This window comes from Streptomyces sp. P9-2B-2 (genome assembly GCF_030406865.1).
In the GTDB taxonomy this organism is placed as follows: domain Bacteria; phylum Actinomycetota; class Actinomycetes; order Streptomycetales; family Streptomycetaceae; genus Streptomyces; species Streptomyces platensis.
In genome coordinates, this window is record NZ_CP129126.1 from 2,699,546 (window position 1) to 2,722,662 (window position 23,117).

Sequence of the window (23,117 nt, forward strand, 5' to 3'; positions counted from 1 at the left end):
CGGCCCACGGCGCTCCCTCCCGCCACGCGACACCGAAGGAGCTTCTTCCGATGGCAAGCAACGCCCCGGCCCTGGACTGGGCCTGGAGCACCACCCCCGCCACCACCGCCGCCCTGGTGGCGGGCGGCGCGTACAGCGTCGCGACTGTCGGTGCGGCCACCGGCCTGCCGGCCTCTTACGCCCTGCTGGTCAGCGGGGTCGGCGCTGCCGCGCAGGCCGGTGCCGACCTCTACCAGCGCCGCCCCGCCGGCCACACCGCCGCCCGGTGCGCGGCCTGGCTGGCCACCGGTGGCTGGACTGCCGTCACCCTGGCCGGGCACACCGCCCTGACCTGGGGCGCCACCGGATGGTGGGCCGCTGGCACCGCGGCTGGGATGACGCTGGCGCGCGGCCTGGTCCGCGCCGAGCAGAGCGCCCGCACCGAGCGGGCCAGCAGGCGCCTGCAGAAGTGGGCCAACGACCAGGCCAAGGAGTGGCACGAGCGTCTGCACCGCCTCTTCCGCCTGGAGGAACACGAGGTGGAAGGCGTCAAGCCCTGGACCGGCGACGTCGGATACACCGTGCGCGTGCGGATGCCGTCCGACACCCCGGAGCTGCCCGCGGACGCGATCCGGAAGCTGGCGGTGGACCTGCGCCTGCCCAAGGGCGGCGGCATCCAGATCGTTGACGGCGAGGTCTACGGCGAACTCCACATCCGCGTCACGGCCAAGGACGTCCTTGCCGAGACCATCGACTTCCCCGACGACCTGACCGCCACCAGCATCTACCAGCGCATGCAGATCGGGCTGCTGACCGACGGGGAGCCCGCGGACTTCCCGCTGGCGGATGTCTGCGCTCTGGAGATCGGCCAGACCGGCTCCGGCAAGTCCAATCTCATCAACGTCACCAACGCCCAGCTGCTGCGCACCGTCGATGCGGTGGTGTGGCACCTGGACGTCACCGGGGCGGGTATCAGCCTGCCGTGGCTGCGCAGTTGGGCCATCGACGGCACCAGCGAGGTCCCGCTCATCGACTGGACCGCCGACACCGTCGAAGAAGCGCACATCATGCTGGACGTGGCCATCGCCGCCATCAACACCCGCAAGGCCGCCTACCAGGACCTCATGCATGAGGCGAACGACGACAAGATCCCCGTCAGCCCCGAGGTGCCGGCCATCATCCTCGTCGTCGACGAGATCGCCGAACTGCCCTACGAGATCCTCGCCAAGCTCGACAGCGTCGTCGACACCGGCCGCGCCGCCCGCGTCCGCACCGTCATCTCCGGCCTGCGCGCCACCCAGGACGTCATCACCGCCGCGATGAAGAAGCAGTCCCGCGTCCGGATGGGCATGCGCGTCTCGGACCCCGAGGAGCTGCACCACCTCTTCCCCACCGGCAGCGGCAGGCTCGACCCCAGGGCCGCGGCCCACAAGGGGTCGGGGTTCCTGTCCGCGCCGGACGAAGACGACGTCGACACCCAACCGGGGTCGTTCAAGTGCTTTCGGATCAAGCCCCGCGTCATCAACACCATCTCCCCGCAGCTGGCCGAGCGGCGCCCGGTCGTGGACGCGGTCAGCCTCGACACCGAACCGGGCCGCTACTACGCCAGCCGCTGGGGCCGCATCCTGCCCCGCCTCTACAAGACCAAGAAGCTCAGCCCCACCACCCACCCCTACACCGACATGGACATCCTGTGGCCGCCGCTGGACGCGGCCACCGGCCTTCCCGTCACCACCAGCGGCAAGCCCCGCAAGACCACCGACCCCATCACTCCGGCCGCAGGAAGCGAGAGCGCCCCGGCCCGGCCGCGGTTCGGATCGGATGCACTGGCTGCCCTGCTCGCCGCCCCCGCAGGGGACACCGGCCAGCGGACGGGCGCTGACGAGTCGCAGGTGATCCGGGCCGAGTTCGGGCGCGTCGTCCAGCAGGCCGGCGTCCCGGCCGACCGACCCAACCCCGTCCCGCAGCTCCTGGCCGACGCCCACAACGCCGTCGTGGCCGCGGGCGGCCGGATGCACACCGCCGACCTCGCCGAGCCCCTGGGCATGGACTCGCTCGTGCTCGGCACCGAACTCGGCAAGCTCCTGCGCGAGGTGGGCATCGAGCGCCCCGGCAAGGGCACCGTCCGCGCCGGAACGGACGGCGAATCCAAGTCCGGCTACACCGCCGAGACCCTCGCCGCCGCCATCCGCGCCTACACCGTCCGCAACGGACAGTAACCACAACCGCGCGTGGTGGGACCCCCACACTCCGCCCCACCACACACCCCCACACGCTGTGGGACTCCCACACACCTGTGGGGGCCGGTGACCTGCATGTGTGGACGTGGGAGTCCCACAAAAAACATGCCCCCAAGAGCCCCTGAACGCCCGCCTGACGGCCTCTGGGGCTCTTCTCCGGCACGCGTGGGACTCCCACGCAGAAACCCGCTCACACGACAGAAAGTGACCCCGTCATGGTGCTTTCGATCAGCGGCATCGTCCTGACCCTCGTCATCACCGCGGTGATGCTCCACACCCGCTACCTGCGCCTCGGCGGCGCCCTCGTCGCCGCCTGCCTGGGCTACTTCCTCGCCACCAGCGGCGCCGCCCCCGCCATCAACGGCTTCTTCACCTCCCTCGCCAAGGCCATCGCCGCCCTCGGCCACTCCCTCGGATAGGACGGCCCGCCATGCCGCTCACACCCCTGAGCTACACCGAGATCTCCGAAGCCCTCGACCACACCGATATCTGCCGCCTCCTCGACGACGACACCACCCGCCTCCTGACCGCCTCCAACACCCCCGCCGTACCCCGGCCCCGGCCCACCCCAGAGACCGAATCGCCGCGGCCTGCCGCAGAGCCCGTCGACCTTGCGGCCATCTGGCAGCACATCCGCGAAGAAGAGCACCGCCCCGACCACACCGCCCCGACTTCGCCGCAGCCTCCGGCTTGGACACGGTCCGCGCCGCCCGCCGCTCCGGCCGTACCGGCATGGGTGTGGCGCTACAGCGCCCTCGCCCTGAGCACCGGAGGAGCGGTCGGACTCGCCGGGTGGGGCATCGGCCAGACCGCCGCCTGGGGCCCCTACCTCGAACCCGCCCTCTACACCCTCGCCGTCATCGCCGTCGGCGGCGCCGCCTGCGCCATGGCCGCCGCCTCCCTGCTCGGCAAGGTCATCAGCGCCATCCGCGCCCGCCTGGAGCGCCCCCACATCACCCAGCACATCACCGCCACCGGCTTCCTCGGCCGCGCCAACGGCACCATCAACCACCGCTAGGAGACCGGACATGGGCTTCAACTCCCACGATGTCGTGACCCTCAAGCTGGACTGCGCAGGGTGGCACCACCCGTACATCGTCGACATCACCCGCATGCAGCTCGGCGAAATCCTCCTCAAGCTCGACGACATGGCGGCCGACACCGACGAGCAGGCCACCCCGGACCACGCACAGAAGTGGCCGTCCGCGGACGAGGCGTACGCCGCCGCCCCCAGCATCAGCAGCGAGAACGACTGGGCCATCCGCACCGCCGACGAGTGGGCGGACGAGGGCCTGGACCGGGAGTGGTACCTGCGCCACGCCGCGGTGCTGGACCGCATCGCCCTGCGCGACGATGCCGACCAGCGCACCGCCGCCGCGGAGGACGCCGACGCCACCGCCACCGTCCTGCTGGACCTCAGGCGCACCGCCGCGGTGCTGGACGCCGACGCCGCCGCCACCGTCCTGCTGGACCTCGACCAGGCGTCCCGCGGCTACGACCCGCGCGCCTACGTCCGCCAGCAGTACGCCCTGTGGGCAGCCGAGCAGCCCTCCGACCCGTGCGGCACCAGCAGCGACTAGCTACGCCCAGGGCGGCCGCACGTCTCGCCAAAGATCCGCGGCCGCCCTGGTCTCTCCGCTCCTCACAGAACAGGAGACATCCAGAATGACTCAACCTGTCTCGATCCGGCGATCCCGCCCGCGATTGTTGGCCGCATTCTGCGGAGTCGGCGGCGACACCGCCGGCTACCAGCAGGCAGGCGTCCACGTCACCGGTGTCGATCTGAAGCCTCAGCCCCGCTACGTCGGCGACGCCTTCCACCAGGGCGACGCGATCGAGTTCATCCGCGCCCACGGGGCGGAGTACGACTTCATCCACGCCGGTCCGCCGTGCCAGTTCGACTGCACCCTGACCGCCGGCACCAACGCCGCCAAGCGCTCCGGGTACCCCGATCTGTTGGAGCCGACCCGGGCGGCGCTGGAGTCCACCGGCCGGCCGTACGTCATCGAGCAGCCGCCCGGCCGGGCGTCGAAGCGTATGCGGGTGGACGTGACGCTGTGCGGCGAGATGTTCGGCCTGGCCGTCATCCGTCACCGCAACTTCGAATGGACCACTGTCCGCAAGGAGATCGCCGAGGCCATCCCGCCCTCCTACGGCCACTGGCTCGGCACTCAGTTCCTCGCCAACACCATGGAGGTGGCCGCATGACCAGCCCCGTGCACACCGCCCTGGACCTGGCCGCCCGCGGTATCCCGGTCCTGCCGCTGCGGGCGGGCAAGCGCCCCTTCGGCAACTGCCCGACGTGTGCGGGAAGTGCCTGCGGTGACCGCCCGCACATGAAGGCAGCCGGGCCCTGCCAGTGCCCGCGGCCGTGCCACGGCTGGGCTGCTGCCACCACTGACCCCGCCGTGCTCACCTCCCCGGATTGGGCCCCGGCCTGGCGGGAAGCCATGGCAGTCGCCTACCACCCCGGCGGCGCGGGACTGACCGTCGTGGACTTGGACACCGCCGACGCGGTCACCTGGGCCCGTCGCACCCTGCCGGCCACCCGGACTGTGGCCAGCACGAGGGGTGAGCACTGGATCTACCAGGGCACCGTGCGCTCTGTGAACGGCGTCCGTGACAGTGTCGACATCAAGTCCACGATGGCCTACGCCCGGTGGCTCGGTACCGGCACCGGCACCACGGCTCCCCTGCCCGACGCCGTCCGTGCCCTGGCGGCGAAGGAGCCTTCCACGGTCTTGCCCGCGCCGCACGCCATCACCGTGCCCGCACCGGTCGGGGGCGGGGAGTGTCGCCACCGCACGCCGGTCTACCTGGAGCGTGGCATCTGCATGGCCGAGCAGCGCATCGCCGATGCGCGCAGCGCGGTTCACACCACCGTGTACCGCACCTTCCTCGCCGTGCTGTCCGCCCATGGCGGCTGTGGCTGCCTGACTGATGCCCACGTCACGCGGCTGTTCGCCGCTGCGCAGGCCAAGGGCGAATCCACGCGGCACTGCACTGACGCGTGGACCAACGCTCGTACTCGGTTGGGGCTGTGATCATGGCTGACGACGAGAAGAACCCGGCCCGCGAGGTCATCACCGACTACGCGCAGGCGCACTTCCGGTACTTCCGCACCGCCGACGGGACCGTGTACGCGCAGAAGAACGGCCACCCTGTGGCCCGTCCGATCCGTTCGCAGGGCACGACGGGCAGTCACCGTCAGGAACTCATGGTCGGCCTGTTCCGCGACGGGCGCGGCGTGTTCAACGGGACTGCTCTCAAGGAGGCGCTGGACTTGATCGAGGCGCTTGCGCTGACCGAGGACGTGCAGCCCGTCCACATCCGCGTCGCCCCCGGCTTCGACGGAGCGACGTGGCTGGACCTGGGCCGCAACGACGGTCAGTCCGTCCGCATCCACCCCACCGGCTGGGACATCGCCATCCCCGACCCGCGCGAAGTGTGCTGGCGACGCACCCAGCTCACCGGCGAACTCCCCCTGCCGGCCAAAGACACCGACGGCAAGGGCATCGATCTGCTGCTGAGGCTGACCAACTTCGCCAACGCGGAGACCGAGTGCCTGGCCCTCGCCTGGCTGATCGGCTGCCTCGGCCCGTCCGTGCCCGTCCCCGCCCCCTTCCTCACCGGCCCCCAGGGCGCGGGCAAGTCGACCGCGGGGCGGATGCTCCTGCGGATCATCGAGGGCATGAGCAGCGACCTGCGCCGCCCCCCGAAGGACGAGGACAACCTGACCGCGGCCGTGGCCGCCGGGTGGATCACCGCCCTGGACAACCTCTCCCACATGACCCCGGACCTGTCCGACGCCATGTGCTGCATCGTCACCGGCATCGAAAACGTCAAACGCGCCCTCTTCACCGACGGGGACGTCTTCCGCGCCCGCTACCGCCGCCCCCTGCTCCTGACCGGCATCGACGTGGGCGTCATCCGCCCCGACCTCGCCGAACGCCTCCTGCCACTGCGGCTGGAGAGGCCCAAGGTCCGGCGCACCGAGGCGGAGCTGTGGGCGGAGTACGAAGAGGTTCTGCCCGTGGTCCTCGGGTCCTTGCTCGATCTCACGGTCAAGGTCCGCGCTGCCCAGGCGGAGACCCCTACCGACCTGCGGATGGCGGACTTCGCTCACCTGTGCGCGCAGCTCGACGCAGCGACCGGCCTCGGAGCACTCACCGCCTACCGGGCCAGCCTGGACGACCTGAACGACGACGTGATCGAGGGCGATCTCCTCGCGCAGACCGTCCTCAAACACGCCGACACCCTTGAGCCGGGCGGAGAGCAGCGGATGACCTCCACCGAGTGGCTGCACTGCCTCAGTCGCCTCTACAACGGCGACGAACTGCGTCCCCTGCCCAAGGGCTGGCCGACCACAGGCAAAGTCCTCTCCGACCGCCTCAAGCGCCTCCAACCGACCCTGGCTGCTCGCGGTGTCCTCATCGACACCGGCCGCACCAGCGAGGGCCGCTACCTCGAAATGACCCGCGTGCAGGCCCCGTCGCCGCACGATCCGAAGCGGATGTTCTGACCCGCGATTCGCACGATCGCCCGAACAAGCAAGAAGAGCACCACCCCCCACCACCGGCGAGGCGTGCTCTTCTTGCTGTTCGGCGGCAGCGCCGCCCTGCGATGGTCGCGCCGCGCAGCGGCTCCTTCTTCACGCTGTGAGGCGCACCGCACCACAACAGACACCACCCCTCTTTGTCCTAAGAGGGAAGACGCTGCGTCATCTGCGTCATACAGGCGAAAAAACGGCCCCTGACCTGCGGCTACAGCCATGACGCAGACGGCGGTCCCTGCGTCATCCTGCGTCATCTGCGTCACCCGATGACGCAGTCCATGACGCGCCGATGACGCACCCCCAAACCACTGCGTCACACAAAACCGCAGGTCAGAAGCCCAAATGACGCTAATGACGCAATGACGCAGAAATCCGAACCTCGGACACACGCGGAGTCCGAGAAAGCCCCCCGAGCCAACGTGACTCAACTCCGAGGACCCCATGAGCCGAACCCGTTTCGCTCAATCCGACCCCCGCGACACCCTCCGAGACGGCCTCCCGGACCGCTACCTCACCCCCGAAGACCTGGTGACGCTCTTCGGCCTGGAGAGCGTTGAAACCGTCTACACCTGGCGCAAGAAGCGCACCGGCCCGCCCGGATTCCGCGTCGGCAAGCACATCCGCTACGACCCCGCCGATGTCCGCGCCTGGGTCGCCCAGCAGACCGCCGCCGAAGCCGAAGCCGCCTGACAACGCGCGCCAACCGACCACCACCCACCCGCAGGGCGGGGCCACCGGCCCCGCCCTGCGGCATCCCAGAAGGGGCCAACTCGCCTCCATGGCCGGCCACATCCAAGACCGCTGGTACAAGACCGAAGCCCATTCCAACGGCAAGACCACCCGGGTCAAGTCCGACCGCTACGGCACCGGTATGCGCTACCGCGCCCGCTACATCGGCCCCGACGGCACCGAGAAGTCCAAGAGCTTTCCCGACGGCAAGAAGCGTCTCGCCGAGAAATGGCTTACGAAGATCGAGGCCGACATGGACAGCGGCCGTTATGTCGATCCGCAGGCCAGCCGGACCACTTTCCGGCAATACGCCGAAAAGTGGCTCCAGTCCCAGACCACGGATCCGACGACCCGCGAGCCGGTAGCCGTCCAGATTCGCCGCCATGCGATCCCGTACCTGGGATCGCGCCCTCTCGGCTCCTTCAGGCCTGAGCACATCCGTGAATGGCTCAGCGAGTTGGAGCGAGCGGTATCCGCTTCCTCCTACCGCCGTGTCATCTTCGCTAGCGTGTCTGCTGTGTTCACTGCGGCCGTGGACGACGAGTACTTGCATCGGAACCCGTGTCAGGCCAGCAGCGTAAGAGCGCCAGCACCAAACGGCGCGCGAGTAGTGCCCTGGACCAGGCAGCGTACGTTCGCTGTGCGCGCTGCGCTGCCCCAGCAGTACCAAGCGATGGTGGACCTGGGGGCAGGGTGTGGCCTTCGGCAAGGTGAGATCTTCGGTCTCTCCGCGGACGCGATCGGATTCGACGCGGGATGGCTGCACGTCGCTCTCCAGGTGAAGGTCTCGAACGGAAAGCTCGTGTTCGCGCGGCCGAAGCGTGACAAGGAACGTGATGTCCCTCTGTCAGACCGAGTCGCCCACACTCTGAAGCACCATATGGAAGCGCATCCACCGGTCTCCGTGACGTTGCCCTGGCTGCGTCCGGACGGGCCGCTACTGACCAAACGGCTGCTCTTCACACGGACGAACGGCGATGGGGCGGTCCGGCGGACGGACTTCAACACACGGTTCTGGAAGCCCGCCCTTGTGAAGGCCGGCGTCCTCGCAGAACCAGAACCCGGCAAGCGCCACGCGTCAGCGCGTGAGGACGGCATGCATGCGCTGCGACACTTCTATGCCTCCGTCCTGCTGGACGCCGGGGAACACATCAAGGCGTTGAGCACGTACCTCGGGCACACCGATCCCGGGTTCACGCTGCGGGTCTATACCCACCTCCTGCCCAGCAGTGAGGGGCGGGCCCGCCGGGCCGTGGACACCCTGTATGAGGGCACCGGCCCGGCGCCCGACGGCCCACAGACGGCCCAGCACGAGTGAGACGCGGGTGGGACCCCGCAGCCAACAGGCGCGGGGCCCCACGTCGCTAAGCATCAGAAGTGCCCTGACCTGCACTTACAGCACGGGCAGCATCTTGCGCAGCTCGAAGGCGGTGACCTCGGAGCGGTACTCCTCCCACTCCTGCTTCTTGTTGCGCAGGAAGAAGTCGAAGACGTGCTCGCCGAGGGTCTCGGCGACCAGTTCGCTGCGCTCCATGAGGTCGATGGCCTCGCCGAGGTTCTGCGGCAGCGGTGCGATGCCCATCGCGCGGCGCTCGGAGTCGGACAGCGCCCAGACGTCGTCATCGGCGCCGGCCGGCAGCTCGTAGCCCTCCTCGATGCCCTTGAGGCCGGCGGCGAGCAGTACGGCGTAGCACAGGTACGGGTTGGCGCCGGAGTCGATGGAGCGGACCTCGACCCGGGTCGAGCCCATCTTGCCGGGCTTGTACATGGGCACGCGGATCAGCGCGGAGCGGTTGTTGTGGCCCCAGCAGATGTAGGAGGGGGCCTCGCCGCCGGCGCCCGCGGTGCGGTTGGCGCCGCCCCAGATGCGCTTGTAGGAGTTGACCCACTGGTTGGTGACGGCGGAGATCTCCCCGGCGTGCCGCAGCAGACCGGCGATGAACGAGCGGCCGACCTTGGAGAGTTGGTACTCGGAGCCGGACTCGTGGAAGGCGTTGCGGTCGCCCTCGAAGAGCGAGAGGTGGGTGTGCATGCCGGAGCCCGGGTACTCCGAGAACGGCTTGGGCATGAAGGTGGCCTGCACGCCCTGCTCCAGCGCGACCTGCTTCATGACCAGCCGGAACGTCATGATGTTGTCGGCCGTCGAGAGGGCGTCGGCGTACCGCAGGTCGATCTCCTGCTGGCCGGGGGCGCCCTCGTGGTGGCTGAACTCCACCGAGATGCCCATCGACTCCAGCATCGTGATCGCCTGCCGGCGGAAGTCCATGCCGACGTTCTGCGGGGTGTGGTCGAAGTAGCCGGAGGAGTCACCGGGGGTCGGCCGCTGGCCGTCCACGGGCTTGTCCTTCAGCAGGAAGAACTCGATCTCGGGGTGGGTGTAGAAGGTGAACCCGAGGTCGGAGGTCTTGGCCAGGATGCGCTTGAGGACATAGCGCGGGTCGGCGTAGGAGGGGGAGCCGTCCGGCATCAGGATGTCGCAGAACATCCGGGCGGTGCCAGGGGCCTCGGCGCGCCAGGGCAGGATCTGGAAGGTGCCGGGGTCGGGCTTGGCGATCATGTCGGATTCGTACACCCGTGCGAATCCCTCGATGGCCGAGCCGTCGAAGCCGATGCCCTCGTCGAAGGCCTGCTCCAGCTCCGCGGGGGCCACCGCCACGGACTTGAGGAACCCGAGCACGTCGGTGAACCACAGCCGTACGAAGCGGATGTCGCGCTCCTCGAGCGTACGGAGCACAAACTCCTGCTGCTTGTCCATGGGTCACCAATCCTTGCAGGTCAATCGGCCCGTCCAGCCACGTGGAACAACGTGCTGTGGCACCAGTATCACGTGAGGGGGTTACCGTCACATTACGCACCCTTGGCCTGAACCAGAACCACCGTCCCGTAACCCTCACCTCGCATCCTTCCCGCAGCGCACCGGCTCAGCGCGGCCGGCGGTGGCAATCGGGGGGCTTGGTCCACTCTTGGGCCCGCGCTGAGGGCCCATTGACCCGGATTTGAAGGGTCCGTTCCCAGGTCGGAGAAGGGGCGTCGCGGCCCGTCCGGCACGGCCCCGCCCCCGGCGGACGAGCGGGCCGTGGTCACGGAGAGCCAGGTGATCGGGTGGACCCGGGCCGCGGCACGGAACGCCGGGCACGCCCGCGGCGCGGAAGAGCCAAGAATGGGCGGGTGGTGGCAAGTTCAGCGGTGGCACCCCTGCGGAGGACCGCGGACGGCCGGGCCGGGAGGGCCCGGGGCGTCGGCGGCCGCCGGTGCACTCCATTGGCGGACCACTACTGGAGGCCGATACCCCTAGGGGGTAGCCTGCGAGCAGGCCGGCCGCCCCGGCGTCCGCCGGTTTGTCGTTCCGTCGAGAGGTCCGCGATGTGCGAACAGGGCAAGGCCGTCGCCGGGCTGTGGCCCATATCCGTGGCGCCGCCCCAGGAACTCCCCGACCGCCCGTCGGTGCCGCGCGTGTAGGTGCGCGCCCCTGCCGCCGACGCCCGCCGGAGTCCGCGGCAGTGCCCCCGCCGCCCGTACCCACATCACCCAGCGACACCGTCACGAGGTGCTTCTCTATGCGTACGCACTCCCGCCGCGCCCTGCTCGGCGCGGGTATCGCCGTCGTCGGCAGCGGTCTGCTGACCGCCCGCGCCACCGGCGAATTCAGCTCCGGCCCGCACTCCGGCACGGACGGCAGGGACCACGCCCACGGGCCCCACCGCCCCACCCCGTCCGACTACGTCGCGCCGGACGGCCCGGAGGTCGCCGACGCCGAGCGCAAACGGAGCCCGGGCCCGGTGCGCGAGTTCACCATGACGGCCACCCCGGCCCGCATCGACCTGGGCGGCCACACCGTCGACACCTGGGCGTACGGCGAGGCACTGCCCGGCAAGGAAATCCGGGTCACGGCGGGCGACACGCTCGCCATGACCCTCGCCAACCATCTGCCGCAGTCCACCTCCGTGCACTGGCACGGACTGGCGCTGCGCAACGACATGGACGGGGTCCCCACCCTCACCCAGCGGCCCGTCATGCCCGGTGCCTCCTTCCCCTACCGGTTCGCGGTCACCCACCCCGGCACCTACTGGCTGCACCCGCACTCCCGCGTCCAGCAGGACCGCGGGCTGTACGCACCGCTGATCGTCGAGGACCCCAAGGAGCCGCTCTCCTACGACAAGGAATGGGTCGTCGTGATGGACGACTGGGTCGACGGGGTGGACGGCAGCACCCCGGACAACGTGCTCGCCGAGCTGAACCGGGGCTCGGGCGGCATGTCCGGCCACGGGGGCATGCACGGGGACGAGGGAGAGCACGGCGCGCCCGCCGCGGGCGCCGAGCCCGGCGGCGGCCCGTCGCGGATGCTGACCGGCTCCTACAGCAAGCTGCTGGGCGGCGACGCGGGCGATGTGGACTACCCGTACCACCTCGTCAACGGCCGGCTCGCCAAGGATGCGGAGACCTTCCGCGCCAAGCCCGGCGACCGCATCCGGATCCGCTTCCTCAACGCGGGCGGCGACACCGCCTACCGTGTCGCGCTCGGCGGCCACGCCATGACCGTGACGCACGCCGACGGCTTCCCCGTCGAGCACGCCGAGACCGACGCGCTGCTGCTCGGCATGGGTGAGCGCTATGACGTCCTGGTCACCGCCAAGGACGGCGTCTTCCCCCTGACCGCGCTCGCCGAGGGCAAGAAGCGCTCCGCCCGGGCCGTGCTGCGCACCGGCAGCGGCGAGGCCCCCGGGGAGTCCGCCCGGCCCGGGGAGCTGGACGGCCGGCTGCTGTCCGCCTACCGGCTCCGGGCGGCCGAGAGCGCACGGGCGGTGTCCCGCCGCCCCGACCGCACCATCGAGCTGAAGCTCACCGGCTCCATGAAGAAGTTCGACTGGGCGATCAACGGGAAGCAGTACGCACCGTCGCAGCGGAACCCCATCCGGGCCGGTGAGCGGGTGCGGCTCGCCATCCGCAACCACACCCGGATGTGGCACCCCGTGCACATCCACGGGCACCACTTCGCGCTGCCGAACGGCGGGCCCCGCAAGGACAGCGCGATCGTGCTGCCGGGACGCAGCCTCGACGTCGACTTCGACGCCGACAACCCCGGGCTGTGGATGGTCCATTGCCACAACGTCTATCACTCGGAGTCGGGGATGATGACGGTGCTGGGGTACCTGAAGGACTAGGGGCGGGCGGGCCCCCGGCCGGTGCCGCCCGTCACCCGTCCGCTCCGCCTCCGGGCCCGCTCCACCCCCCATTGCGTCAGAAAGACGATTAGACTGGCGGGGTGCCTCAACTTCGTCTCGCCCTCAATCAGATCGACTCGTGTGTCGGCGACCTCGACCGGAACGCCGAGACGATCCTGCGCTGGACCCGGCACGCCGCCGGCCAGGGCGCCCACCTCGTCGCGTTCCCCGAGATGGCGCTGACCGGCTACCCCGTCGAGGACCTCGCGCTGCGCCACTCCTTCGTCGAGGCGAGCCGCGCCGCGCTGCGGGCACTGGCCGCCCGGCTGGCCGAGCAGGGTCTGGGTGAGCTGCCGGTGATCGTCGGCTATCTCGACCGCGGTACGCAGGCCACCCCGCGCTACGGCCGTCCCGCGGGCGCCCCGCAGAACGCCGCCGCCGTGCTGCACCGCGGCGAGGTCGCGCTGACCTTCGCCAAGCACCACCTGCCCAACTACGGCGTCTTCGACGAGTTCCGCTACTTCGTCCCCGGCGACACGCTGCCCGTCGTACGGGTGCACGGGGTCGATGTCGCGCTGGCCATCTGCGAGGACCTGTGGCAGGACGGCGGGCGGGTGCCGGCGGCGCGCAGCGCGGGCGCCGGGCTGCTGGTGTCGGTGAACGCCTCGCCGTACGAGCGGGACAAGGACGACACCCGGCTGGAGCTGGTCCGCCGGCGGGCCCGGGAGGCCGGCTGCACCACCGCCTATCTGGCGATGATCGGCGGGCAGGACGAGCTGGTCTTCGACGGCGACTCGATCGTGGTCGACAAGGACGGCGGGGTGATCGCGCGGGCGCCGCAGTTCGCGGAGGGCTGTGTGCTGGTCGATCTGGACCTGCCGGCCGCGGCCCCCGAGCCCCCCTCGGGGGTCCTGAACGACGGGCTGCGCGTCACCCATGTCACCCTCTCCCCCGACCCGCTGCCGCCCTACCTTCCCGAGACCCCCGGCGGCCGGGCCGAGCGCCTCACCGACCTGGAGGAGATCTACACCGCGCTGGTCGTCGGCCTGCGCGCCTATGTCGCCAAGAACGGCTTCCGCAGTGTGGTGCTCGGGCTCTCCGGCGGGATCGACTCCGCACTGGTCGCCGCCCTGGCCTGTGACGCGCTGGGGGCGGGCCAGGTGCACGCGGTGGCGATGCCGTCCCGCTATTCGTCGGAGCACTCCCTCACCGACGCCGCCGAACTCGCCCGCCGTACGGGCCTGCACTTCCGTACGGTGCCGATCGGCCCGATGTTCGACGCCTACATGGCCGCGCTGCCGCTGACCGGTCTGGCCGAGGAGAATCTCCAGTCACGCCTGCGGGGCACCACCCTGATGGCCATCTCCAACCAGGAGGGCCATCTGGTCCTCGCCCCCGGCAACAAGTCCGAGCTGGCCTGCGGCTATTCGACGCTCTACGGCGACTCGGTGGGCGGCTACGGCCCCATCAAGGACGTCTACAAATCCGTCGTCTACCAGCTGGCCCGCTGGCGCAACCAGGCCGCCGCCGACCGCGGCCAGACCCCGCCGATCCCGGAGCACACCCTCAGCAAGCCCCCGAGCGCCGAACTCCGCCCCGGCCAGGTCGACACCGACTCGCTCCCCGACTACGCCGTCCTGGACCGCGTCCTGGAGCTGTATGTCGACCGCGACCACGGCCGGGAGGAGATCGTCGGCCAGGGCTTCGACGCCGAGCTGGTGACGCGGGTGCTGCGGATGGTCGACCACGCCGAGTACAAGCGCCGCCAGTACCCGCCGGGCCCCAAGATCTCCGCGAAGGGCTTCGGCAAGGACCGCCGGCTGCCGATCACCAACCACTGGCGGGAAGGGGCCTGAGGGGGCGTCAGGGGCGAGGGGCATCAGGGCGAGGGGGCGTCGCGGTGAGTGGCTGACCCGCCCCGGCCGGGCGCCCGTGCGCGGTCAGCCGACGCGGCCCCCGGCCTTCACCGCCGCGCCGCTGGCAGGCTCCGTCTCCGTCTCACCGCTGCGGGCCACGATCCGGGACGGGTCCTGGGCGCCGCGGTCCAGGAGACCGGCCACCAGGGCGACGGCCAGGCCGAGAGCCGCCAGCACCGCGCCGACCAGCGTCGGGGAGGTCCAGCCCCAGCCGGCCGCCAGGGCCAGGCCGCCGACCCAGGCGCCGCCGGCGTTGGCCAGATTGAAGGCGGACTGGTTGGAGGCGGCGGCCAGGGTCGGGGCCTGCTGGGCCTTGTTCATGACCAGCATCTGGAGCGGCGTGGTGGTCATGAAGCCGACGGCGCCGATGACGACGACCGTGGCCAGCGCGGCCCATTTCACCTGCGCGGTGAAGTGGAACGCGGTCAGCACGAGGGCCAGAGCGGCCAGCGAGCCGTACAGGGTCGGGCGCAGGGCCCGGTCGGTGAGCGGGCCCGCGGCCAGCGCGCCGAGGGTCATCCCGATGCCGAAGAGGGCCAGGACCAGCGGGACCGAGCCCTCCGCGAAGCCGGTGACCTCGGTCATCATCGACGCGAGGTAGCTGTAGACGGCGAAGATCCCGGCAAAGCCGAAGACGGTGGTGAGCAGGCCGAGCAGCACCTGGCGGTTGCCCAGCGCCCGCAGCTCGCGGCCCAGGCCGGTGTGCTCGTCGGCCGGCAGCGGGGGGATCAGCCGGGCCAGCGCGGCCATCGCGACCAGGCCGATGGCGGCCACGATGAGGAAGGTGGCGCGCCAGCCGAACTGCTGGCCCAGGAGGGTCGCGGCGGGCACCCCGATGATGTTGGCGATGGTCAGCCCGAGGAACATCGTGGCGACCGCGCGGGCCTGGCGGCCCTCGCGCACCAGCCGGGCGGCGACCACCGCGCCCACGCCGAAGAACGCGCCGTGCGGCAGACCGGCCAGCAGCCGGCCGGCGATCAGCAGCCCGAAGGTGGGGGCCAGGGCGGAGGCGAGGTTGCCGACCGTGAAGACCGCCATCAGCCAGACCAGCATCCGCTTGCGCGGGATACGGGAGCCGAGGGCGGTCAGGAGCGGGGCGCCGATGACGACGCCGAGGGCGTAGGCGGAGACGAGGTAGCCGGCAGTGGGCACCGAGGTGCCCAGATCGTCCGCGACGTTGGGCAGCAGGCCCATCATCACGAACTCCGTGGTGCCGATACCGAAGGCCGAGATCGCGAGCGCGAGCAGAGCCAAGGGCATGGAAGACCTTTCGGGGTGTTGCGTGCGGGGGCACGCGGACAGCGGACCGTAAGCGATAAGTTCCCTTACGGAACAAAGTCTCTCAGGCTCAGTATTCCCCCCGGAGAACGGGGCGTGACGACCCCGTTTCCGCTCTCCGTCGGCCGCGCGCCCCGTTGTCCGTCAGATCTTCACCGACGCCGCGACCGGAAGGTGGTCACTGCCGGTCGAGGGCAGCACCCAGGCCTTGACCGGGTCCATCCCCTTCATCATGATCTGGTCGATCCGGGCCATCGGGAACGCCGCCGGCCAGCTGAAGCCGAAGCCGTCACCCGCGGCGCCCTGGGCGGAGCGCATCTGGGAGGTGACCGGGGCCAGCGAGCGGTCGTTCATGGTGCCGTTGAGATCGCCGAGCAGTACGGCCTTCTTCACCGGGTCGGCGGCGATCGCCTCGCCCAGCGCCGCGACACTGGCGTCGCGCCGGTTGGCGGTGAAGCCCTTCGCGGCGTTGACCCGCACCGACGGCAGGTGGGCGACGTACACCGCGACCTGCTGGCCGTCGGCGGCGGTGACGGTGGCGCGCAGCGCGCGGTTCCACCCCATCTTGGTGTCCACCGGCCGGGTGTCGGTCAGCGGACGCTTGCTCCACAGACCGACCGTGCCCTCGATCGTGTGGTACGGATACGCCTTCGCCAGCCCCTGACGGTACGTCGACAGGGCGTTGCCGGACAGCTCCTCCAGGGCCACCACATCGGCGCCGGACGCCACGAGGTCCTTGGCGGTGCCCGCCGGATCGGGGTTGGCCACATTGACGTTGTGGGTGAGGACGGTGAGATTGCCGCCCTCACCGGCCTTGTCGGTGACCTGGCCGCCGAAGAGGTTGACCCACACGAAGACCGGCAGCACCAGGGCGACCAGCGCGCTCGCCGAGCGGCGCAGCACCGCGGCGATGAGCAGCAGCGGGATGCCCAGCCCCACCCACGGCAGGAAGGTCTCCAGCAGACTGCCCCAGTTTCCGGGGGTGTTGGGGACCTCCGCGTGCAGAATCATCAGCAGCCCGAGCAGGAGGGCGAGCACCGCGAGCACCAGGCCGCGCCGCCAGGTGCCCTCGGGGCGCCACCAGTTCCGCAGGCGTTCGGCCCGGGAACCGGCCTGCCCGGGGGTGTGCCCCTGTCCCGGCTCCGTCATATATGCCTGCGCCATGTCGCTGTCCTCGCTACTTTGCGTCGCTGCGCCTCGCCTGGATCTCCGACCCTAGGCGATGGTCCGTAATGGGCTTTCTTAGAAGTGAGGACGGCCCCGTGACGGGTCCGGGTTCCGGCCCCGGGGGTTGTGACCTCGGCTGTGACAGAACGGGCATGATCCGGTCATACGGCGGGGCTTCGGGGTGTCTTCCCCCAGCAAGCCCGCGCCTGTTCACCAATGGTTCCCCGGCCGTTCAAACAGGAGCTGACGGGGCATTCAACCCGGCACGGGTGCCGGGGCGTTCAGCCCGCCGGATGCGCCGTCGGCCGTACGCCTTCCAGCACCGTGTCGACGATATCCGCCGAGAGGCCCTCGGGCAGTTCCTTCCACTCATGGAGGAGCGCACGGGACAGCATCGGGCCGACGAAGAGATCCGCGAGCATCTCCAGATCGCGGTCGGCCCGGATCTCACCGCTCGCGACCCCGCGCCGCAGCACCCCGAGCAGCGCCTCACGGCGGGCCCGTACCACCGTGTCGTGATATTCCGCCCACAGCTCCGGCTGCGTCTGCACATGGCTGACGAGCGTGCGCAGCAGCGCCGAGCCGCGCTTGGCGAGTCCGCGGCGGCGCAGGAACTCCAGCAGGGCGACCAGATCGTCGCGCACCGAGTCCCCGCCCGGCGGCGGGCCGGGGACGTCCAGGGACCGCATCACATCGAGCAGCAGAGCGCTCTTGCCGGACCAGCGGCGGTAGACCGTGGCCTTGCCGACGCCCGCCGCGCGGGCGATGCCCTCCATGGACAACTCACCTATGGAGGCCCCGTCCTCGATCAGACGCAGTACGGCCTCGATGATGGCGGAGTCGGCGGCGGCGCTGCGTGGCCGGCCGCGGCCCGCGGGGACCGCCGGGCCCGGCCGCCCCCCGGCTGCCGCGCCCTCGGAGTCCTCCGCCGCCCGGCTCATCTCTCCGCGCCCGCCTTCCGCTCTTCCAGGGGCTCCGCCGCCTGCGGCGCCGGCCCCATTTTGCCCGGCAGGAACAACACGCTCACCAGCGCCCCGACCAGCGCGACGGCGGCCGAACCGAGCGCGGTGACATGCATGGCGTGGATGAAGGCGTCATCGGCCGCGGCGGCCAGCGGCCGGCCGGCCGGGCCCATCCGGTCCGCGAGACCAAGGGTCGCCTCGATGGATTCGCCGGCCGCGTGCCGGGCGGCGGCCGGCAACCCCGGCACCGCGTCGAGGGTGTCCTCGATGCCGTCGCGGTAGCTCGTCGACAGCAGCGAGCCGAGGACCGCGACGCCCAGGGTGCCGCCGACCTGCCGGAAGACATTGTTGAGCGCCGAGGCGGAACCGGCCTTCTCCCGTGGCAGCGACTGCATGACCGAGACGGTGGCCGGCGGCATGATGTGCGCCATCCCGGCGCCCTGGAGGAAGAGCAGCGCCTCCATGATCCAGATCGGGGTGTGCTCGTTCAGCAGCAGCAGGCCCAGCATGGTGTCGGCCACCACGAGCATGCTGAAGGTGCACACCGCACGGGCGCCGTAGCGGTCCACGGCGAGCCGGGCCCGCGGCGCGAACAGCAGCTGGGCGGCGGCCAGCGGCAGGAACAGCAGCCCGGCCTGGAGCGGGCTGAAGCCGCGCACGCTCTGGATGTAGAAGACGGCGAAGAACGAGACCCCCATCAGCGCGAAGAAGACCAGCGCGATGGCGGCGATGGCGGCCGAGAAGGCGGGCGTGCGGAAGTAGCTGATGTCGATGGACGGATGGCTGCTGTGCTTCTGGTGCAGCACGAAGACGGTCAGCACCACCAGTCCGCCGACGACCGTGCCGATCACCTGCGGGTCGGAGAAGTCGGCGAGCTGACCGCCCTTGATGATTCCGTAGACCAGCAGGACCAGCCCGACGACGGACAGCAGCACCCCGAAAGGGTCCATCCGGCCGGGGTGCGGGTCCCTGGAATCGGGCACCAGGACCACCATCGCGATCAGCGAGAGCAGCACGATCGGCGCATTGATCATGAAGACCGAGCCCCACCAGAAGTGGTCCAGCAGCAGCCCGCCGGCAATCGGGCCGACCGCGATGGCGATACCCACCCCGCCCGCCCAGATACCGATCGCCCGGGGCTGCTCGTCCCGTTCGAAGACGTTCATCAGGATGGCGAGGGTGGCCGGCATGACGAAGGCGCCGCCCAGGCCCATCACGGCCCGGAAGGTGATCAGCTCGGCGGGCGAGCCGGAGACCCCGGCCAGCACCGACCCGGCGCCGAAGACGGCCAGCCCGAAGAGCAGGATTTTCTTGCGGCCGACACGGTCGCCCAGCAGACCCGCGGTGAACAGCAGACCGGCGAAGACCAGGGTGTAGGAGTTGATCGCCCACTCCAGCTCGCTCTGCGTGGCGCCGAGGCCGGCGGGGGCCGGGGTGGCGATCGTCTTCATGGCGACGTTGAGGATCGAGTTGTCCAGCACCACGATCAGCAGGCTGAGCATGAGGGTGGACAGGATCGCCCAGCGGCGGCGGTGGATGCGGTCCGGGACCTGGCGGGCCGGCGGTGCGTCCGGGGCGGGGGGTGAGGTGGCCATGCCGGGCACGATACGGGCTTCCGATACGGACCCGTTCCGTATTGAAGCCGACTGCGGGCGCGTCCCCTCCTCCGGGTGAACGGACCGGCTTGCGCCCGCTCCCTTTTCCTTTGCGCGCGGGCCGTGCCAGCATGGAGGGGAGTCCGGGGACACCGTCAGGGTGCCTCGAGATGATGAACAGGAGCCGTCACCATGACGCAGCTTTCGCCTGCCCAGAAGCCGGTCGACAAGTCGCTCTACGGAGGCACCGGATCGCGCCGGGTCACCGTCCGCGATATCGCCGCAGCCAAGGAGCGCGGCGAGAAGTGGCCGATGCTCACCGCCTACGACGCGATGACCGCCTCCGTCTTCGACGAGGCCGGGATCCCCGTCCTGCTCGTCGGCGACTCGATGGGCAACTGCCACCTCGGCTACGAATCCACCGTGCCGGTCACCATGGACGAGATCACCCTGCTCTCCGCGGCGGTCGTCCGGGGCACCAAGCGCGCGCTGGTCATCGGCGACCTGCCGTTCGGCGCGTACCAGGAAGGGCCGGTGCAGGCGCTGCGCAGCGCCACCCGGCTGGTGAAGGAAGCCGGTGTGGGCGCCGTCAAGCTGGAGGGCGGTGAGCGCTCCGCCGAGCAGGTGGAACTGCTCGTCTCCTCCGGCATCCCGGTCATGGCACACGTCGGCCTGACCCCGCAGTCCGTCAACGCCTTCGGCGGCTACCCCGTCCAGGGCCGCGGCGAAGAGGCCGCCCAGCAGTTGCTGCGCGACGCCAAGGCGGTACAGGACGCCGGTGCCTTCGCGGTCGTCCTGGAGGCGGTACCGGCCGAGCTGGCCGCCGAGGTCACCCGTTCGCTCTACATCCCGACCGTCGGCATCGGCGCCGGCCTGGACTGCGACGCGCAGGTCCTGGTGTGGACCGACATGGCCGGCATGACCGCCGGCCACGTCCCGAAGTTCGTCAAGCAGTACCTGGACCTGCGGGCGCTGCTCGGCGGGGCGGCCAAGGCGTTCGCCGAGGACGTCGTGGGCGGCTCCTTCCCTGCGGAAGCGCATACGTTCCACTAAGGCGGCCCCACGTTTTCGGCTTTCCCGCCGTGGTGGTTTCTCGCCGTTGCGCCTGCGGCGGGCCGGGTCCGCTGCGCGGGGCTGTTGGGTGCGGTGACGGACCTCCGGGACCGGTGTGTGGGACTGCTTCGCTTTACGTCCCACACACCGGCCCCTCCGGCCCGTCCCCTCCCGTGGGAGGAGTGAGTGACGGTGAGTGGGGGCGGGCCGCCGTTAGCTGTTTCGGTACGACCGCGAGGCAAGCCCAACCACCAACATGCGCCCCCACCGGCCTTCTTCCCACCCCTCAACGGGAGGGGCGGGTCGGAGCGGGTGGGGGTTTCCGGACGTAAAGCGAAGCAGTCCGGAAACCCCCACCCGCGCAGACCCGTCACCGCACCCCGACAGCCCCGCGCAGCGGACCCGCCCGCCGCCAGGCGCAACGGCGAGAGGCAAAGCGCAGCGGACCGGCGGGGGCACCGCGAAGCGGGCCACAAACGGCGAGGTCCCACACGGCGGGAAAGCCGAAAACGTGGGAAGCCCCCTGTCGGAGACATGTAGGTGCGTTGTCGGTAGCGGCTGGCACCTTTAAGCGCATGACGCGACAGACGATATCCACCAAGGGCGGCAACGCCGTGGAGGTGCGCGGGCTGGTCAAGCACTTCGGCGCGGTGAAGGCCGTTGACGGGGTGGACCTGAACGTGAAGGAAGGCACCGTGCTCGGGGTGCTCGGCCCCAACGGTGCCGGGAAGACGACGCTGGTGCGCTGCCTGTCCACCCTCGTGGTGCCGGACGCCGGCCGCGCGGTGGTGGCCGGGTTCGATGTGGTGCGCCAGCCGCGCGCGCTGCGCCGCACGATCGGCCTGACCGGGCAGTACGCCTCGGTCGACGAGAAGCTCTCCGGCTGGGAGAACCTCTACATGATCGGGCGGCTGCTCGATCTGTCCCGCAAGGACGCCCGCCGGCGCGCGGACGAGATGCTGGAGCGGTTCTCGCTGACCGATGCCGCCAAGCGGCCCGCCGCGAAGTACTCCGGCGGTATGCGCCGCCGGCTCGACCTGGCGGCTTCGATGATCGGCCAGCCGGCGGTGCTCTTCCTGGACGAGCCGACCACCGGTCTGGACCCCCGTACCCGTAACGAGGTGTGGGAGGAGGTCCAGCGGATGGTGCGCGAGGGCGCGACGGTGCTGCTGACCACCCAGTACATGGAAGAGGCCGAGCAGCTGGCGAACGAGCTGACGGTGATCGACCGCGGCCAGGTGATCGCCGAGGGCCGGGTCGACGAGCTGAAGGCGAAGGTCGGCGGGCGGACGCTGCAGATCCAGCCGTCGGACGAGAACGAGCTGGGCCGGATGGTCACCGCCATCGAGCAGGCCGGACTGGACGGCATCGCGGGTGCCACCGCTGACCACCACGGGGGCGTGGTCAACGTGCCGATCATCAGCGATGAGCAGCTGACCGAGGTGGTCGGTCTGCTCAGCCGGCAGGGCTTCACGCTCGCCGGGATCAGCACCCATCTGCCCAGCCTGGACGAGGTGTTCCTGGCCATCACCGGCCAGAAGACCTCCCGGGCCGACATATCCGAGGACGACATGGACCAGCAGTACGCGGGGGTGTCGGCATGAGTGCCGCGACGATGACGGCGCCGCTCGCCAAGCCCGGCGCCGATGAGGGGCGGATCGGGCTCCGCGCCAATCTGCGGCACATCGGCGCCCTGGTGCGCCGCAACGCCCTCCAGATCAAGCAGGACCCGGAGTCGATGTTCGACGTCCTGCTGATGCCGATCATTTTCATCCTGCTGTTCACCTACGTCTTCGGTGGCGCCATCGCCGGCAAGGACAACCAGCACGAATACATCCAGCGCCTGGTGCCCGGCATGATGGCGATGATGGGCATGAACATCGCCATGGCGGTGGGCACGGGCGTCAACGAGGACTTCCGCAAGGGGGTGATGGACCGTTTCCGGACGATGCCCATCGCCCGGTCCTCGGTCCTGATAGCCAAGATCGTCGTCGAGATCGGCCGGATGCTGGTCGCCACCGCGATCCTGCTCGGCATGGGCTTTCTGCTGGGCCTGGAAATCCGGGGCAGCATGGTGGAGTTCGCCGGGGCGATCGCGCTGTCCACGGTCTTCGGTGCGGCCCTGATGTGGATCTTCATTCTGCTGGGGCTCGCCGTGAAGACCCCGCAAGCGGTCCAGGGCATGGCGATGGTGGTGCTGATGCCGCTCCAGTTCGGCTCGTCGATCTTCGCGCCGCCGACGTCGATGCCCGGCTGGCTGGAGGGCTTCACCCAGGTCAATCCGGTCTCCAACCTGGCGGACGCGGCCCGTGCGCTGGTCAACGGCGAGGGCGCGGTGGCGCACCCGACGCTGGTCACGCTCGGCTGGGCGGTCGCCATCACGGCGGTCACCATGCCGCTCGCGGTACGGAAGTTCCGCACGAAGACCTGACGCGCGTCCCGCGGGGGACCTCCCCGCGGGACGGCCTTCGCCCGGCTCGC

General features: G+C 70.5%; 19 protein-coding genes. 14 read left to right on the top strand and 5 right to left on the bottom strand.

Annotation, left to right across the window (positions count from 1 at the left end; genetic code table 11):
• The first annotated feature begins 50 nt into the window (after nt 1–50).
• The 9 genes from QT196_RS11735 to QT196_RS11775 all read left to right on the top strand — a co-directional run bounded on the left by QT196_RS11735 (nt 51) and on the right by QT196_RS11775 (nt 8,821).
• Nucleotides 51–2,198 (top strand): hypothetical protein, encoded by a 2,148-nt coding sequence (locus QT196_RS11735; RefSeq protein ID WP_290354862.1) that lies wholly within the window; start codon nt 51–53, stop codon nt 2,196–2,198.
• A 236-nt stretch (nt 2,199–2,434) separates the two neighbouring features.
• Nucleotides 2,435–2,638: a hypothetical protein gene (locus tag QT196_RS11740; protein WP_085928393.1), complete on the top strand. Its 204-nt coding sequence runs from the start codon at nt 2,435–2,437 to the stop codon at nt 2,636–2,638.
• 11 nt (nt 2,639–2,649) lie between these two features.
• Nucleotides 2,650–3,237, top strand: a complete 588-nt coding sequence (locus QT196_RS11745; RefSeq protein WP_290354863.1) for a hypothetical protein — start codon at nt 2,650–2,652, stop codon at nt 3,235–3,237.
• Nucleotides 3,238–3,247: 10 nt separating this feature from the next.
• Entirely contained in the window at nt 3,248–3,799 is a 552-nt protein-coding gene (locus tag QT196_RS11750) for a hypothetical protein (RefSeq protein WP_290354864.1), read from the top strand.
• Nucleotides 3,800–3,884: 85 nt separating this feature from the next.
• Nucleotides 3,885–4,427: a DNA methylase gene (locus QT196_RS11755; RefSeq protein ID WP_290354865.1), complete on the top strand. Its 543-nt coding sequence runs from the start codon at nt 3,885–3,887 to the stop codon at nt 4,425–4,427.
• Nucleotides 4,424–5,263: a bifunctional DNA primase/polymerase gene (locus tag QT196_RS11760; RefSeq protein ID WP_290354866.1), complete on the top strand. Its 840-nt coding sequence runs from the start codon at nt 4,424–4,426 to the stop codon at nt 5,261–5,263. The genes QT196_RS11755 and QT196_RS11760 overlap by 4 nt, the downstream gene beginning before the upstream one ends.
• A 2-nt stretch (nt 5,264–5,265) precedes the next feature.
• Complete coding sequence (locus tag QT196_RS11765) at nt 5,266–6,741, top strand: ATP-binding protein (protein WP_290354867.1); 1,476 nt, start codon at nt 5,266–5,268, stop codon at nt 6,739–6,741.
• Nucleotides 6,742–7,215: 474 nt separating this feature from the next.
• Entirely contained in the window at nt 7,216–7,464 is a 249-nt protein-coding gene (locus tag QT196_RS11770; RefSeq protein ID WP_085928399.1) for a helix-turn-helix domain-containing protein, read from the top strand.
• Nucleotides 7,465–7,552: 88 nt separating this feature from the next.
• Nucleotides 7,553–8,821 carry a site-specific integrase gene (locus QT196_RS11775; protein ID WP_290354868.1) on the top strand — a complete coding sequence of 423 codons (1,269 nt, stop codon included), beginning with the start codon at nt 7,553–7,555 and terminating at the stop codon, nt 8,819–8,821.
• Between the two features lie 75 nt (nt 8,822–8,896).
• Here the strand turns inward: QT196_RS11775 and QT196_RS11780 are convergent, their stop codons facing one another.
• Nucleotides 8,897–10,258, bottom strand: a complete 1,362-nt coding sequence (locus QT196_RS11780) for a glutamine synthetase family protein (protein ID WP_168478810.1) — start codon at nt 10,256–10,258, stop codon at nt 8,897–8,899.
• Between the two features lie 802 nt (nt 10,259–11,060).
• On the opposite strand from QT196_RS11780, the gene QT196_RS11785 reads away from it, so the two are divergent.
• A complete protein-coding gene (locus QT196_RS11785; protein ID WP_266730540.1) occupies nt 11,061–12,665 on the top strand; it encodes a multicopper oxidase family protein in 1,605 nt (534 codons plus the stop codon).
• 101 nt (nt 12,666–12,766) lie between these two features.
• Nucleotides 12,767–14,521: an NAD+ synthase gene (locus QT196_RS11790; protein WP_168478812.1), complete on the top strand. Its 1,755-nt coding sequence runs from the start codon at nt 12,767–12,769 to the stop codon at nt 14,519–14,521.
• Between the two features lie 84 nt (nt 14,522–14,605).
• Here the strand turns inward: QT196_RS11790 and QT196_RS11795 are convergent, their stop codons facing one another.
• The 4 genes from QT196_RS11795 to QT196_RS11810 all read right to left on the bottom strand — a co-directional run bounded on the left by QT196_RS11795 (nt 14,606) and on the right by QT196_RS11810 (nt 19,583).
• On the bottom strand, nt 14,606–15,841 hold the full coding sequence (locus QT196_RS11795; RefSeq protein WP_266730543.1) for an MFS transporter: 1,236 nt from the start codon (nt 15,839–15,841) through the stop codon (nt 14,606–14,608).
• Between the two features lie 162 nt (nt 15,842–16,003).
• Entirely contained in the window at nt 16,004–17,023 is a 1,020-nt protein-coding gene (locus tag QT196_RS11800; RefSeq protein ID WP_168478814.1) for an endonuclease/exonuclease/phosphatase family protein, read from the bottom strand.
• Nucleotides 17,024–17,307: 284 nt separating this feature from the next.
• Nucleotides 17,308–17,967 carry a TetR/AcrR family transcriptional regulator gene (locus tag QT196_RS11805; protein WP_266730545.1) on the bottom strand — a complete coding sequence of 220 codons (660 nt, stop codon included), beginning with the start codon at nt 17,965–17,967 and terminating at the stop codon, nt 17,308–17,310.
• On the bottom strand, nt 17,964–19,583 hold the full coding sequence (locus QT196_RS11810) for an MFS transporter (RefSeq protein WP_168478815.1): 1,620 nt from the start codon (nt 19,581–19,583) through the stop codon (nt 17,964–17,966). The genes QT196_RS11805 and QT196_RS11810 overlap by 4 nt, the downstream gene beginning before the upstream one ends.
• 192 nt (nt 19,584–19,775) lie before the next feature.
• On the opposite strand from QT196_RS11810, the gene panB reads away from it, so the two are divergent.
• The 3 genes from panB (at nt 19,776) to QT196_RS11825 (ending at nt 23,067) form a co-directional block, all read left to right on the top strand.
• Complete coding sequence (gene panB / locus QT196_RS11815; protein WP_168478816.1) at nt 19,776–20,636, top strand: 3-methyl-2-oxobutanoate hydroxymethyltransferase; 861 nt, start codon at nt 19,776–19,778, stop codon at nt 20,634–20,636.
• Between the two features lie 575 nt (nt 20,637–21,211).
• Nucleotides 21,212–22,240 carry an ATP-binding cassette domain-containing protein gene (locus tag QT196_RS11820; protein WP_168478817.1) on the top strand — a complete coding sequence of 343 codons (1,029 nt, stop codon included), beginning with the start codon at nt 21,212–21,214 and terminating at the stop codon, nt 22,238–22,240.
• On the top strand, nt 22,237–23,067 hold the full coding sequence (locus tag QT196_RS11825; RefSeq protein ID WP_168478818.1) for an ABC transporter permease: 831 nt from the start codon (nt 22,237–22,239) through the stop codon (nt 23,065–23,067). Before QT196_RS11820 ends, QT196_RS11825 begins: the two co-directional genes overlap by 4 nt.
• Nucleotides 23,068–23,117 lie beyond the last annotated feature (50 nt).